A 14,231-nucleotide genomic window follows, 5' to 3' on the forward strand; every position below is an offset into this window, starting at 1 on the left:
GGGTGCGTTTCCCTGGAGAGGTTTAAGCTTTGAACGCCGGACCGTTCGGCTTGAGGCGGACGCCCGGACGCAGGCTGGTCCAGGGCAAAGTGGAGGGATCGGCGGGCATCGCGCCGGGCGCGGCGCAGATCAGGAGATGTTCCGCGATCGGTTCGAAATCGGCGCGGAAATGCACTGAGCTCTTGTTGACGAGAATCGCCTGCGCGGTCGGCTCGATGCCGACGAAGCGGTACATTTCCTGGTCGGCGAGCTGGGACTTGTGCGAGGCCACGACGACGCGGACATCGCCAATGCGCAAGCACGCTGACGGTCCCATTTCCATCTTGCGGCCGCCGTAGAACGGGCCGGGTGCGACGAAGCGGCCGTCGGAGATTTTCTCGACGATGAAGCTCTCCTCGAACGGCGCATCGCCGGGAATGCCGCTCTTGCCGCCGAGCGACAGCGTCACGGTGGCCCCTTCGCCGGCCGTATGCGCGGCGATCGCCGCTTGCGGATCGTAGATCATGCCGATCGCGGCGCGGCTGGCGCGATTGCGCACCAGCGCGCGCAGCATGCCGGTCGTATCGGAATCGCCGCCCGCGCCGGGATTGTCCTGGGTGTCGGCGATCACGATCGGACGCGTCGCCGTCTGCGCCAGCGTCATGGCATGACGCACGCCGTCATCGGGCGTGTAGATGCGGCCGTCGAAATCATCCTCGTGGCCCGCGACGATCGCCGCGATCGCATCCGCCGCGGCGTCCGCGTCGGCCTGCGTCCGGCCATAGGCGAACACGCTCGGGCCGCAATGCGCGAAATCGGCGGCGGGAAAGCCGGGCGCGAACGACAGCGTCGGCACGGCCTCGCTCTGCAGCGCCGCAAGCTTCTCGTAGATGCCTTTGGTGGGCTGGTCGTTGGTGCATTGCCAGCTGATCGGGATCAGGAACGGCAATTGCCGGAAGGCCTTCGCCAGCGGCTCCTTCGCGCGCAGCAGCAGCGCGAGGTGCTCCGCGCTGGCGCGGCCGGTGTCGGCCATGTCGGTGTGCGGATATTTCCGGTAGGCGATCAGCGCATCGGCATGTGCCATCATCTCGGGCGTGACGTTGGCATGCAGATCGAGGCTCGCGACCAGCGGCACGTTCGGGCCGATGACCTTGCGCACGCGCGCCAGGATCTCGCCTTCGCCGTCGTCAAGATGCTCGGCCACCATCGCGCCGTGCAGATCGAGATAGACGCCGTCGAGCGGGCCGGCGGCCTTGATGCGCTCGACCATCACGGTCGTGATGCGCTCGAACGCGTCCCTGGTGACATGCGCCGAGGGACTCGCCGCGCAGGCGATGGTGGGCACGACGTCCCAGCCGTAGGATTCCGCGACTGCCATGAAGCCGGCCTGGCCGGCATTGATGCCGCGCATCGTCGTGAGCACGGAGGCCGCATCGGCGATCGAGGCGCGGCCGCCGCCATGCATGAACGCGTCGTAGTCCGCTTTCGTCGGTGCGAATGTATTGGTCTCGTGCAGAAAGCCGCCGATCGCGACGCGCGTCATCACTCCGCCTCAGGCTGTTGGTGGTGCGATGACGTTAGACCGCGTATCGCGGCCCACGCAAGCGATCGAGCGATGCCGTTTTGCATGCGGGCCACGATGACGGCGCGTTGGCGCGGTGGCGTCTCGTCGTGGGTCCTTGCCGGCTCAGCGACGCAGTTCAGAGTCCCCGGGCCGCCTGGATTGCTTCGCTGCGAAGCAATCCAGGATCCGTCTAGATATCCAGTCTGGATTGCTTCACCGCTTGCCGCGACGGCGGTGGTGGCGTTGCTACGCCACTGCTTCCGACACCGGCCGGAAGTTGGCGAAGTCCCAGTTCCGTCCCGGCGCCGCTTCGAGCAGCGCGCGCGTGTAGGCTTCCTTCGGATGCGTCAGGATCTCGCCGGCCGGACCCTGTTCGACGATGCGCCCCTTCTGCATCACGACGACGTCGTCGCAGATCTGCGCTGCAACGCGCAGGTCATGCGTGATGAACAGGATGGCGATGCCGAGCCGGCGCTGGATCTCGTCGAGCAGCTCCAGCACCTGCGCCTGTACCGAGACGTCGAGCGCAGACACCGCTTCATCCGCGACCAGCACGTCGGGATCGAGCGCGAGCGCGCGGGCGATGGCGATGCGCTGGCGCTGGCCGCCGGAGAACTGGTGCGGGTAGCGTGAGATCGCGTCCGCAGGCAGGCCGACCAGCTCGAGCAGCTCGCGCGCCCGCGCCATCGCTTTGTCATGCGAGGTGCCGTAGTTGACCGGTCCCTCGGCGATGCTTTCACCGACGGTCAGCCGCGGGTTGAGCGAGCGGTAGGGATCCTGGAACACGATCTGGATCCGCTTGCGATGCGGCTGCAGCAGCCGCCGGGTCAGGATCGAGATCTCATGGCCGGCCAGACGGACGCCGCCGGAGGTCGGATCGATCAGCCGGACGATGCAGCGGGCCACCGTCGACTTGCCGGAGCCGCTTTCGCCGACGATGCCGAGCGTGCGGCCCTTGCGCAGGGTGAGCGTGACGTTCTGCGCGGCGACGACTTCGCGCGCTTTGCCGAGGAACGAACGCTCGCGATAGACCTTGCCGAGCTCGTTGGTCTCCAGCACCACCGGCTCGGTGCTGTCCGGCCGCGGCGGACGCGGGATCAGGCTGGGCACGGAAGCGAGCAGGTTGCGCGTGTAGTCCATCTCGGGCGCCCGCAGGATCTTGTCGAGCGCGCCGGTCTCGACCAGGCGGCCCTGGCGCATCACCGAGACGCGGTCGGCGATCTCGGCGACGACGCCCATGTCGTGGGTGATGAACAGCACGGCGGTGCCGTGATCGCGCTGCAACTCGCGGATCAGCGAGAGGATCTGCTTCTGCGTGGTGACGTCGAGTGCGGTGGTCGGCTCGTCGGCGATCAGGAGTTTCGGCTCGAGCACCAGCGCCATCGCGATCATGATGCGCTGGCGCTGGCCACCCGACAGGCGGTGCGGGTAGGAGCCGAAAATGCGCTCGACGTCGGGCAGGTGGACCTGCTCCATCATGTCGAGGATGCGCTTGCGCCGCGTGCGCGCATCGAGGGACGTATGCGCGCGCAGGACCTCGTCGATCTGGCGGCCCACCGGCACGACTGGATTGAGCGCGGTCATCGGCTCCTGGAAGATCATCGCCATCCGGGTGGCGCGCAGCTCGCGCAGCCGGCGATCGCTCGCCGTGAGCAACTCTTCGCCGACCAGCTTGACGCTGCCGCCGACGGCATGCAGCGCGTTCTTCGGCAGCAGGCCCATCGTGGTCAGCGACGTCACCGATTTGCCGGAGCCGCTTTCGCCGACGACGCAGAGCGTCTCGCCCTTTTCGACCTTGATCGAGACGCCGTCGATGATGCGCGGGCCGTTCGGGTTCTTCGTCTTGCCGACGGTGACGACGAGATTGTCGATGTCGAGGATGGTGTCGGTCATGTGTTCATTTCTCCACCGTCATTGCGAGGAGCGATAGCGACGAAGCAATCCAGAGCTCCGGGTGCGGCCCCTGGATCGCGTCGCTTCGCTCGCGATGACGAAAAACCATTGTCACTTGCCGGCCTCGCGCTGCTTCATGCGCGGGTCGAGCGCGTCGCGCGCGGCATCGCCGATCAGGTTGATCGAGAGGATGGCGATCGACAGCAGCAGGCCTGGCCAGAAGATCAGCGATGGCTTGATCTGGAAGTAGGAGCGGCCCTCGGCCATGATGTTGCCCCAGGTCGGCGTTTCCGGGCTGATGCCTGCTCCGAGGAACGACAGGATCGCCTCGGTGAGAATCGCGGCGGCGCAGATGTAGGTGCCCTGGACGATCAGCGGCGCGATCGTGTTCGGCATCAGATGCCGCCACATGATCTTGGGCATCGACGTGCCCAATGAAATCGCAGCTTCGACATAGGGCTCCTCGCGTGCCGTCAGCACGACCGAGCGAACCAGGCGCGCGACGCGCGGGATCTCGACGATGGTGATCGCGATCATCACGGTGCCGACGCTGGCGCCCGACAGCGAGACGACGGCGATGGCGAGCAGGATGCTCGGGATCGCCATCAGGCCGTCCATCACGCGCATCAGGATGGCGTCGACCCAGCGGAAGAAGCCGGAGACGAGGCCGATCACGAGTCCGATCGCGATCGAGATGATCGCGGCGCCGACGCCGACCAGAAGCGAGATGCGGCCGCCATAGATCGTGCGCGACAACAGGTCGCGGCCATAGGCGTCGGTGCCGAGCAGGTGTTGCGCGCTCGACGGCTTGAGCCGCTGCGCTGGCGCGAGCAGCACGGGATCGTGCGGCGCCAGCAGCGGTGCCAGGATCGAGATCAGCACGATGAGCGACAGGCAGACGGTCGCCACGGCGATGATCGGGGTCGAGGTGAGAAAGCCGAACCGGGGACCCAGTCGCGTGGTGACCGGGATCGACGGCTCAGGGGTGGTAACGATCGCCATCGGATGAGGGCCTCAGTAGCGGATGCGTGGATCGAGCAGGGTGTAGGCGAGGTCGATCAGGAGATTGACCGCGAGATAGATGAACGAGGTGAGAAGGATCATGCCCTGGATGACCGGATAGTCGCGCGCCAGCACGGCGTCGACGGTGAGGCGGCCGATGCCGGGCAGGTTGAACACGCTCTCGGTGACCACGACGCCGGAGATCAACAGCGCGAAGCCGGAGCCGATCACGGTGATGACGGGCACGGCCGCATTTCGCAACGCGTGGCGCAACAGCACCGCGATCTCGCTGACGCCCTTGGCGCGCGCGGTGCGCACGAAGTCCTCGCCGAGCACGTCGAGCATCGCGGCGCGCGTCATGCGCGCGATCAGCGCGACGTAGATGAAGGACAATGCGCAGGTCGGCAGGATGATGCGCTCGAAGAACGGGCCGAAGCCGGCGCTGAGACTCTTGAAGCCCTGGACAGGGACCCAGCGCAGGTTGATCGCGAACAACTGGATCAGGATGTAGCCGATGACGAATACCGGCACCGAGAAGCCGATCACCGAGAGCGCCATCACGAAACGATCGATCCAGGTGCCGTGCTTCCAGGCCGCGATGACGCCGAGCGGGACGGCGACGAGAATCGACAGGATGATGGTCGAGATCGCGACCGAGATCGACGGCTCGATGCGCTGGCCGATCATCTGCAGCACCGGCACCTTCGAGATCAGCGATACGCCGAGATCGCCATGCAGCAGCTGATTGATCCAGGTGAAGAACTGGATGTAGAGCGGCTCGTTCAGTCCGAGCGTGGCGCGGATGCGCTCGAGCTGCTCAGGGGTCGCGTTGTCGCCGGCGAGAATCGCGGCGGGATCGCCCGGCGTCAGCCGCAGCAGGAGAAAGACGAACAGCGCCACCACGCCCATCACAGGGATGGATGCGAGGATGCGGCGAAGCAGATAACCGATCATCTCGAGAGAACCGCCTTCATGGTGCTGGGGCGACGCGCGCAACGTCGTGAGAGAGTGTGCATGTCACCGATATCCATCGCTTTCAAGGTCTCCGGTGTTCGCTCATCTGCTCATGCACACGCGACGACACGGTGTTCGGGATCCGCGCGAACCATCGCATTTGCGAACAAAGTCGCAGCACTTTGCGGCGAACCTTCGCGCGGAAACTTTGCAAGCCGCATGCCATCATGCGCGCGCCGTGGAGCCGTTGTCTACTCACCGTCATGGTCCCGGAAAATGAAACCGTGCTGCTGCGCAGCAGGCGGTGCGTAGCCGGGAGAGCGAAGCGACCCCGGGGTCTCGCGCGCTGCGGCGATGACCCCGCATGTCGCTGCGCTCATGCGGGCTACGAGATCTTGCCCGGAGGCAATCCTACGCCAGGGTCGCGAGCAGCCCCGCCATCAGGCGGCCACGCTCGGCAAGGCTGTCGATCTCGATGTGCTCGTTCAGGGTGTGCATGTCGGTGCCGCGCACCCCGAGGCCATCGAGGGTCGGAATGCCGAGCGCGCCGGTGAAGTTGCCGTCCGAGCCGCCGCCTGCCGAGCCGTGCGGCAACGCCATGCCGAGCTGCTCGGCGATGCCGCGCGCCTTCTCGTACAGCGCCATGGTTCCGGAATCCGGCTCCCACACCGGCCGCGTCACGCCGCGCGTCACCTTGAAGGTCACGTCGTCGGTGGTGCCGGACAGAGACAGCATGCGCTCCACGCCGCGATCGAGGTCGGCCTGCCGTTTCGCCATGCTGAGCGCTTCGCCGGTGGCGGTGGTGGCGACGCAGTTGACCCACTGGCCACCATGAACGATGCCGACGGAGAAGGTGCAGTCCTCCGTTGTCATGCCGTCGATGGCGAGGATCTGTCGCGCCATTTCCCGGATGGCGGAACGACCCGCGCCGAGCCGCGCGCCGGCATGGCTCGGGCGCCCGATCGCCTCGAGATTGAAGCGGGCGATGGCGTAGCGGCCGGTCACCACGCCATTGTCCTGACGGCCCGGCTCGGGCACCAGCACGTATTTGTTGCGCTGCGCCTCGGCTTCGATGATGTCGCGGGTCGAGGGCGTTCCGACCTCCTCGTCCGGCGTGAACAGGATGGTGATCGGCAGCGGCGTCGCAATGGAGGCCTTGATCAGCTGGCGGATCGCTTCCAGCGTGAGATAGTTGCCGCCCTTCATGTCGCAGATGCCGGGCCCATAGCATTTGTTGCCCTCGCGGCGCCAAGGCAGCTTGGCCAGCGTGCCGACGGGGTGAACGGTATCCATGTGGCCGGCGATCAGGATGCCGGGCTCACCCTGCCGCGGGTGCGGGAATCGGGCGCGCACGCAGCCGGCGAAGCCCTGGCGCCCGGCGATGCGCTCGATCGTCGCACCCAGGATCGCCATGTCGCGCGCGGCAAGATCCAGCATGCGCTCCACCGCGGCGGCGTCCCAGGTCGGACTTTCGCACTCGACCCAGCCGCGCAAGCCCTGCAGCATGATTTCGGTATCAAAGGGAAGATGGGCTGGATTCATTGGTGCTCTCTCAAGGCATTGTCGCGATCTCATGATACGAGACGCAGGCGGGCGCGCTTTGTAAAGCGAAAGCTATGCAGACGTTAACGGCATTGTCAGCCACGGGCCGCATGCGCTGAATGCGGATTGACGCGAAAGGCGACCTCTGCAACTGTCGAAAGCTTGCGACTTACAGCATGTTAGTTCGCACAAGGATTGATCTGCACGCCCAACGAATGATCTGGATCTGATCAGTTTCAGGTCAAACCATCCACTCAGGAGACCTCGTAATGTTCCACAGCCCGCGCTGGAAACGTCTGACGCTCGCGACGAGCCTCGCCGTTTCCGTGCTTTCGCTCTCGACGGCGCTGAGCACCCAGGCCATCGCAGCCGGCAAGAAGACGATCACGGCGGTGATGCATTCGGATCTGCGCGTCATCGATCCCGGATTCACGACGGCCTACATCACCCGTGACCATGGCTACATGGTTTACGACACGCTGCTGGCGACCGATTCGAATTTCAAGGTCCAGCCGCAGATGGCGGACTGGAAGGTCTCCGACGACAAGCTGACTTACACCTTCACCCTGCGCGACGGCCTGAAATGGCATGACGGCACGCCGGTGACCGCCGAGGACTGCGTTGCTTCGCTGAAGCGCTGGGGCCGCAACGACGGCATGGGCCAGAAGCTGATGGACTTCACGGCGAGCCTGGAGGCGCCCGATGCCAAGACCATCGTGCTCAAGTTGAAGGAGCCCTATGGACTCGTCCTGGAGTCGATCGCCAAGCCGTCCTCGCTGGTGCCGTTCATGATGCCGAAGCGTCTCGCCGAGACGCCGCAGGGCCAGCAGATTCCCGAGCAGATCGGCTCGGGCCCGTTCAAATTCGTCAAGGCGGAATTCCAGCCGGGCGTGAAGGCGGTGTACGAGAAGAACACCGACTACGTGCCGCGCAAGGAGCCGGCGAGCTGGACGTCCGGCGGCAAGGTGGTGAAGGTCGACCGCGTCGAGTGGATCACGATGCCGGACGCACAGACCGCGGTGAACGCGCTGCAATCGGGCGACATCGACTTCATGGAGAACCTTCCCTACGACATGCTGCCGGTGCTGGAGTCGAACTCCGAGCTCAAGATCGACGTGCTGAACAAGTTCGGCTACCAGACGCTCGGCCGCATGAACTTCCTCAACCCGCCGTTCGACAACGTGAAGGTGCGCCGCGCGGCCTTCCTCGCGCTGAACCAGAAGGACGTGCTCGACGCGCTCGTCGGCAACGACAAGTATCAGAAGATCTGCGGCGCCGTGTTCGTGTGCGGCACGCCGCTCGAGACCGATGTCGGCGCCGAGACGCTGATCAAGGGCAACGGCATGGCGGAAGCCAAGAAGGCACTTGCCGAGTCCGGCTATGACGGCACGCCGATCGCGATCATGGCGCCGGGCGACGTCACCACCTTGAAGGCGCAGCCCGTGGTGGCGGCGCAGCTGTTGCGCGAGGCCGGCTTCAAGGTCGACCTGCAGGCCACCGACTGGCAGACGGTGGTGACACGGCGGGCCAGCCAGAAGCCCGTGAAGGAGGGCGGCTGGAACATGTTCTTCACCAACTGGGTCGGCGCCGACGTCGCCAATCCCGTGGCGAACGTGTCGATCGGCGGCCGCGGCACCAAGGGCGGCTGGTTCGGCTGGGCCGAAGATGCCGAGATCGAGAAGCTGCGCGACGCCTATGCGCGGTCCTCCTCGCCGGACGAGCAGAAGAAGATCGCCACCGAGATCCAGAAGCAGAACTACGAGAAGGTGATCTACATCCCGCTCGGCCAGTATTTGCTCCCGAGCGGCTGGCGGAAGTCGCTGACCGGAGTGCTCGACGGCCCGGCCACGCCGGTGTTCTGGAACGTCGACAAGAGCGAGTAGGCCGCGCGCCGAACTCGTGACGCAACGAGAGACGCGGTGAAGCGGAGACTTCGCCGCGTCTCTCTTTTGTTCTTGCGCTCGCCTTGTGCATAAGCCGCGCTTCAGCAGTGCGGATCGCGGACCGCTTCCAGGCCGTCGACCATCAAGGGCGGGCTGATTTGATCCTGGGGTGGCGTCTTGCCGGTGCGGATAGGTGCGGTCGGACGTCGGCCATTATCCCGCGGTTCGGTGACTTCATTCGGCATCGTCAAGCTCCTTGCTGGTGCGCATAACGGACCAGGTGCAGCCGAGTTCCAGATGGCGGGACGCCATCGTCGCAGCCGCGCTATGTGCATCCGTGCGATGCGGTGACCCATGCGCCCATGGCGATTGACCTGCGATGGAACTGCTGCAAGTCTCCTTGCCGAGACTCTTTGCTCCGCGTTTGCAGACGCGACGCAAGACGCCTCGTCAGGCCTTGATCGGTATCAGGGCCCTCGGATGGAAGCCACGCCAAGAGAGATCGCATGTCACATACTTCGCGCCGGACCTCATCCGCGCTCGTTTCATGGTTCGTCGCCTCGGTCATGGCCGTGTCGATGGCGGGCGTGACGACCCAGGCCCTCGCCGCCGGCAAGAAGATGATCACGGCGGTGATGCATTCGGATCTGCGCGTCATCGATCCCGTGTTCACGCCGGCCTACATCACGCGCGACCATGGCTACATGGTGTACGACACCTTGCTCGGGACCGACGCCAAGTTTCAGGTCCAGCCGCAGATGGCGGAGTGGAAGGTCTCGGACGACAAGCTGACCTACACCTTCACCTTGCGCGATGGCCTGAAGTGGCACGACGGCGCGCCGGTCACCGCCGAGGACTGCGTCGCTTCGCTGAAGCGCTGGAGCCGCAACGACAGCATGGGCCAGAAGCTGATGGAGGCCACGGCCTCGCTGGAGGCCACCGATGCCAAGACCATCACCTTGAAGCTGAAGGAGCCTTACGGCCTGGTGCTGGAGTCGATCGGCAAGCCGTCCTCCTACGTGCCGTTCATGATGCCGAAGCGTCTCGCCGAGACGCCCGCGAACCAGCAGATTTCAGAGCAGATCGGCTCCGGACCGTTCAAGTTCGTGAAGGCTGAATTCCAGCCGGGCGTGAAGGCGGTCTATGAGAAGAACACCGACTACGTGCCGCGCAAGGAGCCGCCGAGCTGGACGGCCGGCGGCAAGGTGGTGAAGGTCGACCGCGTCGAGTGGGTCTCGATGCCCGATGCGCAGACCGCGGTCAACGCGCTGCAGGCGGGCGACATCGACTTCATGGAATTCCCGCCGCTCGACCTCGAGCCGGTGCTCGCCGCTAATCCCGATCTTTCGATGAACGTGCTGAACAAGTTCGGCTACCAGACCCTGGGACGCATGAACTTCCTGTTTCCGCCGTTCGACAATGTGAAGATCCGCCGTGCGGCGTTCCTGGCGCTGAACCAGAAGGATGTGCTCGACGCGCTCGTCGGCAACGCCAAGTACTACACGATCTGCGGCGCCGTGTTCGGCTGCGGCACGCCGCTCGAATCCGACATCGGCTCGGAGACGCTGGTGAAGGGCAACGGCATGGAGCAGGCCAAGAAGCTGCTGGCCGAGGCCGGCTACGACGGTACGCCCGTCGTGATCCTCGCGCCGGGCGATGCGATCACCCTGAAGGCGCAGCCGGTGGTCGCCGCGCAGCTGTTGCGCGAGGCCGGCTTCAAGGTCGATCTGCAGACGACGGACTGGCAGACCGTGGTGACGCGGCGTGCCAGCCAGAAGCCGCCCAAGGAGGGCGGCTGGAACATGTTCTTCACCAACTCGGTGATCGCCGACTCCGGCAATCCGATCGGCAGCACCTTCGTCGGCGCACGCGGCCAGAAGAGCCCGTTCGGCTGGCCCGACGATCCCAAGATGGAGGAGCTGCGCGACGCCTTCGCCAAGGCCACGAAGCCGGAGGACCAGAAGCGGATCGCCGCCCAGATTCAGCAGGAGGTGTACGACCAGGTGATCTACGTGCCGCTCGGCCAATGGTTCATGCCGAGCGCTTGGCGCAAATCGATCACCGGCGTCCTGGAAGGGCAGGCCGTGCCGGTGTTCTGGAACGTCGACAAGAGCGAGTGACGAGATGTCGGCCGCGGCCCGTAGCCGTAGCCCGGATGAGCGATAGCGACATCCGGGTTCAAACGCGCTGTGGAGGAGACCCGGATGTCGCTGCGCTCATCCAGGCTACGCGACTGCCGACGGGGTCGACTCTCTCGCCGTTATTCCGGGGCATCGCGCAGCGATGAGCCCGGAATCCATATCCACGCGCCGTCATGTGGCGAAGACAAGCGCCACGGCCATCTCGCACCACGCTCTGTCCTGTGGCTATGGATTCCGGGCTCATGCTGCGCACGCCCCGGAATGACGCGCGGATGGAGTGACCTGACGTCGGCAGCAGCCTCGTAGCTATGAGGCCCTGATCTCGTCCAGCGCCGCCAACACCTCGCTGGAAGCGACCTCGACCTTGCCGATCTCGTTGAGTGCTTCATCGATGCGCCCTGAGCTGAACAGGCGCGCGGCTTCCTTGCCGTGGCGATGCACCGCCTCGTGAGGGCGTTCGAGGTTGCGAAATGCCGGATCGCCGGCCAGACGCTGGCCGCCTTCGCCATAGTACCATTTGCCGAGCCGGCACGTGTGATGATCGGAGAGCTCGTCGGCGCGAAGTTGCAGGCGGCCGACCGACATGTCGACCAGCCGCTTCTTCCAGATCACGTGGTCGGCCTTGGCCAGTCTCACCACCTGGTTGTCGAGCGAGAGCTTGGCGATCTCGCCCAGCATCTTGCCGACCTTCGCGTCCGTCTTGCCCATGGTGTCCGCGAGCGACATCACCTCGTTGGCATTGGCGGTCGCGAGATCGGCGATGATGGTGATGCCCTGCGCGACCTCGTCGGTCGCGGCGGACTGCTCGGCGAGAATGCCGGAGATCTCGTCCATCTTGGTGCTGACCACCGCGGTCCGGGTGCCGGCCTGATCGATCGCCTGCGCCAGATCGTTCATCTCGGACATGCCGACCTCGACCGCCTTGGCGCCGCCGGCCATGGCCTCGACGATGCCGCTCATCTCGGCTTGCAGCCGCTCGATGCGGCCCTTGATGTCCTCGGTCGCCTTGGTCGTCTGCTGCGACAGGTTCTTGACCTCGGCTGCGACCACCGCGAAGCCCCTGCCGAATTCGCCGGCGCGCGCCGCCTCGATGGTGGCATTGAGCGCCAGCAGGTTGGTCTGGTTGGCGATCGCGTCGATGGTGCCGACGATGGATCCGATCTCGGCGGAGGCGGCGCTGAGATCGGCGATCTTCGCCGAGGTGTCGCGCACGGAGCTGGCGATGCCGTTCATCGTCTGCAACGTCCGTTGTACCGCGGTCACGCTGTTCTCGACGGCCTGGCGCGTCGCGGCGGCCTCGGCGGCGGCTTCGGTCGACGTCGACCGGATGGAGTGTACGGAGGCCTGCATCTCGACCGATGCGGAAGCGAGACTCTGGCAGCGTTCGGACTGATTGTTGGAGGCGCCGATCAGGCGCGCCGCGCTGATCGAGGCTTCGCTGCTGTTGATGCAGAGGTCGACGACCGAATCGAGATCCTGCGACGCGCGGGCCGCGAGCGCGGTGCCGAGACGATGGATGGCCTCGATCAGTTGCGGCTTGAGCTTGGCGTGCAGCGCGGCAGCATCGACGCCTGCGACATCGCGATTGAGCTTGCCGTCCGCCCAGTCGCCGAGGCATTGCGCCAGCGCGTCCTGGAAGGCGTCGTGTGCAGAGGTGTTGGACGCAAGCGGGGCGTCCGATGGTTCGTTCTTTCGGCGGAATCCCAGCATCGTGCCTCTCATTGATGGCGAGCCCGGCTGGCCTGAGCGAGGTCACACGCAGTGACCGGCCCGGACGCCGGCGGCCGTTGGTTCCACCCTCGTCGGTTGTGGTTAATGGCGGGTTTCTTCCTGCAACCGGTGGTGGCGAGATCTGCTGGATCAGGCTCTCGCGTTCCCCGACCTGCCGCCCTTGACCATTATGTAAGTCGCAGCTTACAGTAAGCTATGGCTTACGGAACGGCGCTGAACGTGTTGGCGGACCCGACGCGGCGGGAAGTGCTCGAGCGGCTGCGCGGCGGGCCGCGCCCGGTCCATGCGATTGCGGCCGGGATGCCGGTGTCGCGGCCGGCAGTATCGCAGCATCTGAAGGTGCTGAAGGATGCCGGGCTGGTCGAGGAGCGCAGCGAAGGCGTGCGGCGCATCTACTCGTTGCGCCGTGAGGGGCTGGCCGAGCTCCGCGACTGGCTCGACAGCTTCTGGGACGACGCACTGCTCGCCTTCAAGATCGAGGCGGAGCGCACGCATCGGCAGACGAAAGGGAGGATCGATGAGTGAGGGTGCCGTGATCGCGCCGGTTCGGAAGCTCGTCCATGTCCGGGCGCCGATCGACCATGCGTTCGACGTTTTCACGCGCGGCCTGACGCGCTGGTGGCCGCATACGTATGGGGTCGGCCGCAAGCCGATCGAGAAGGTGCTGCTGGAGCCGAAGCTCGGCGGCCGCTGGCTCGAGATCGCCGAGGACGGCACGGCGACCACGGTCGCGACCATCACGCTATGGGAGCCGCCGCATCGCTTCGTCATGCTGTGGCAGATCGATGCGCAGTGGAAGCCGAACGCGGCGATGCGCTCGGAGGTCGATGTGCAATTCGTCGTCGAAGGCGCGGACGTGACCCGCGTCGAGCTTTTGCACCACAAGTTCGAAACCATGGGCAGCGAGGCGGGCGCATCGATGCGGCGGGACGTCGAAGGCGGCTGGCCGGGGCTGCTGCAGCGTTTCGTGGCCGAGGCCGAGCGGTCGCCGACGTCATCGTGAGCAAATCATCATAAGAGTGGGGAGACCGTGATGTCCGAGTTCGTGGTCCATTCCGTGCCGGGAAGCCCGTTCGGGCGCAGCGTGCTGATCGCGCTGGAGGAGAAGGGCGCGCCGTATCGGCTCGCCGCGCTGGCGCCGGGGGACTCCAAGGGAGCGGCGCATCTGGCGCGTCATCCCTTCGGGCGCGTGCCGGTGCTCGAGCATGACGGCTTCGTGTTGTACGAGACCCAGGCGATCCTGCGCTATCTCGACCGCATGCTGCCCGAGCCGGCCCTGACGCCCGCGGACGTCAGGCAGGCCGCGCGTATGGACCAGGTGATGAACATCAGCGACTGGTACCTGTTCCAGGGCGTCTGCAACGTCATCATCTTCCAGCGCATCGTCGGCCCGCAATTCTTCGGCACGACCACCGACGAAGCCGCGATCGCACGCGCGATGCCGCAGGCGAGAGCCGTCATCGCCGAGTTGTCGCGGCTGCTCGGCGAGCAGCCGTTCATGGTCGGCGACCATCTGTCACTGGCGGATCTGCAGGCCGCGCC

General features: G+C 65.7%; 12 protein-coding genes. 5 read left to right on the forward strand and 7 right to left on the reverse strand.

The window, feature by feature from the left end; all coding sequences use genetic code 11:
* Nucleotides 1–22 precede the first annotated feature (22 nt).
* The 5 genes from QX124_RS22540 to QX124_RS22560 all read right to left on the reverse strand — a co-directional run bounded on the left by QX124_RS22540 (nt 23) and on the right by QX124_RS22560 (nt 6,934).
* On the reverse strand, nt 23–1,522 hold the full coding sequence (locus tag QX124_RS22540; protein ID WP_315798311.1) for a M81 family metallopeptidase: 1,500 nt from the start codon (nt 1,520–1,522) through the stop codon (nt 23–25).
* Nucleotides 1,523–1,789: 267 nt separating this feature from the next.
* The gene (locus QX124_RS22545) at nt 1,790–3,436 is read right to left on the reverse strand and encodes an ABC transporter ATP-binding protein (RefSeq protein ID WP_315737468.1); all 1,647 of its coding nucleotides are present in this window, start codon (nt 3,434–3,436) and stop codon (nt 1,790–1,792) included.
* Nucleotides 3,437–3,547: 111 nt separating this feature from the next.
* On the reverse strand, nt 3,548–4,438 hold the full coding sequence (locus QX124_RS22550) for an ABC transporter permease (RefSeq protein WP_315714711.1): 891 nt from the start codon (nt 4,436–4,438) through the stop codon (nt 3,548–3,550).
* 12 nt (nt 4,439–4,450) lie between these two features.
* Nucleotides 4,451–5,392, reverse strand: coding sequence for an ABC transporter permease (locus QX124_RS22555; RefSeq protein WP_315776713.1), 942 nt, complete (start codon nt 5,390–5,392; stop codon nt 4,451–4,453).
* 411 nt (nt 5,393–5,803) lie between these two features.
* Nucleotides 5,804–6,934: a M20/M25/M40 family metallo-hydrolase gene (locus QX124_RS22560; protein ID WP_315798312.1), complete on the reverse strand. Its 1,131-nt coding sequence runs from the start codon at nt 6,932–6,934 to the stop codon at nt 5,804–5,806.
* Between the two features lie 269 nt (nt 6,935–7,203).
* Between QX124_RS22560 and QX124_RS22565 the strand changes: the two genes are divergently transcribed.
* Complete coding sequence (locus tag QX124_RS22565) at nt 7,204–8,817, forward strand: ABC transporter substrate-binding protein (protein ID WP_315798313.1); 1,614 nt, start codon at nt 7,204–7,206, stop codon at nt 8,815–8,817.
* A 101-nt stretch (nt 8,818–8,918) separates the two neighbouring features.
* Here the strand turns inward: QX124_RS22565 and QX124_RS22570 are convergent, their stop codons facing one another.
* Nucleotides 8,919–9,062, reverse strand: a complete 144-nt coding sequence (locus QX124_RS22570) for a hypothetical protein (protein WP_315780679.1) — start codon at nt 9,060–9,062, stop codon at nt 8,919–8,921.
* 261 nt (nt 9,063–9,323) lie between these two features.
* On the opposite strand from QX124_RS22570, the gene QX124_RS22575 reads away from it, so the two are divergent.
* Entirely contained in the window at nt 9,324–10,937 is a 1,614-nt protein-coding gene (locus tag QX124_RS22575; RefSeq protein ID WP_315798314.1) for an ABC transporter substrate-binding protein, read from the forward strand.
* Nucleotides 10,938–11,264: 327 nt separating this feature from the next.
* Here QX124_RS22575 and QX124_RS22580 read toward each other — a convergent pair whose 3' ends face one another.
* On the reverse strand, nt 11,265–12,668 hold the full coding sequence (locus tag QX124_RS22580; protein WP_315798315.1) for a methyl-accepting chemotaxis protein: 1,404 nt from the start codon (nt 12,666–12,668) through the stop codon (nt 11,265–11,267).
* Between the two features lie 216 nt (nt 12,669–12,884).
* Here QX124_RS22580 and QX124_RS22585 point away from each other — a divergent pair, with 216 nt between their 5' ends.
* From QX124_RS22585 to QX124_RS22595, 3 genes are all read left to right on the forward strand, one after another.
* Entirely contained in the window at nt 12,885–13,214 is a 330-nt protein-coding gene (locus QX124_RS22585; protein ID WP_315737475.1) for a metalloregulator ArsR/SmtB family transcription factor, read from the forward strand.
* Nucleotides 13,207–13,692, forward strand: coding sequence for an SRPBCC family protein (locus QX124_RS22590; RefSeq protein WP_315798316.1), 486 nt, complete (start codon nt 13,207–13,209; stop codon nt 13,690–13,692). Before QX124_RS22585 ends, QX124_RS22590 begins: the two co-directional genes overlap by 8 nt.
* Before the next feature lie 30 nt (nt 13,693–13,722).
* Nucleotides 13,723–14,231, forward strand: a 509-nt coding sequence (locus tag QX124_RS22595; RefSeq protein WP_315798317.1) for a glutathione S-transferase family protein, incomplete at its 3' end; no start/stop codon positions are given.

The organism is Bradyrhizobium sp. SZCCHNRI3043 (genome assembly GCF_032377735.1).
Taxonomy (GTDB): domain Bacteria; phylum Pseudomonadota; class Alphaproteobacteria; order Rhizobiales; family Xanthobacteraceae; genus Bradyrhizobium.

Bases quoted from the DNA above. Each gene is read 5' to 3' on its own strand.
- QX124_RS22585 (WP_315737475.1), top strand. From the start codon at position 12,885: ATGGCTTACGGAACGGCGCTGAACGTGTTGGCGGACCCGACGCGGCGG.
- QX124_RS22560 (WP_315798312.1), bottom strand. From the start codon at position 6,934: ATGAATCCAGCCCATCTTCCCTTTGATACCGAAATCATGCTGCAGGGC.
- QX124_RS22590 (WP_315798316.1), top strand. From the start codon at position 13,207: ATGAGTGAGGGTGCCGTGATCGCGCCGGTTCGGAAGCTCGTCCATGTC.
- QX124_RS22565 (WP_315798313.1), top strand. From the start codon at position 7,204: ATGTTCCACAGCCCGCGCTGGAAACGTCTGACGCTCGCGACGAGCCTC.
- QX124_RS22555 (WP_315776713.1), bottom strand. From the start codon at position 5,392: ATGATCGGTTATCTGCTTCGCCGCATCCTCGCATCCATCCCTGTGATG.
- QX124_RS22580 (WP_315798315.1), bottom strand. From the start codon at position 12,668: ATGCTGGGATTCCGCCGAAAGAACGAACCATCGGACGCCCCGCTTGCG.
- QX124_RS22575 (WP_315798314.1), top strand. From the start codon at position 9,324: ATGTCACATACTTCGCGCCGGACCTCATCCGCGCTCGTTTCATGGTTC.
- QX124_RS22545 (WP_315737468.1), bottom strand. From the start codon at position 3,436: ATGACCGACACCATCCTCGACATCGACAATCTCGTCGTCACCGTCGGC.
- QX124_RS22570 (WP_315780679.1), bottom strand. From the start codon at position 9,062: ATGCCGAATGAAGTCACCGAACCGCGGGATAATGGCCGACGTCCGACC.
- QX124_RS22550 (WP_315714711.1), bottom strand. From the start codon at position 4,438: ATGGCGATCGTTACCACCCCTGAGCCGTCGATCCCGGTCACCACGCGA.
- QX124_RS22540 (WP_315798311.1), bottom strand. From the start codon at position 1,522: ATGACGCGCGTCGCGATCGGCGGCTTTCTGCACGAGACCAATACATTC.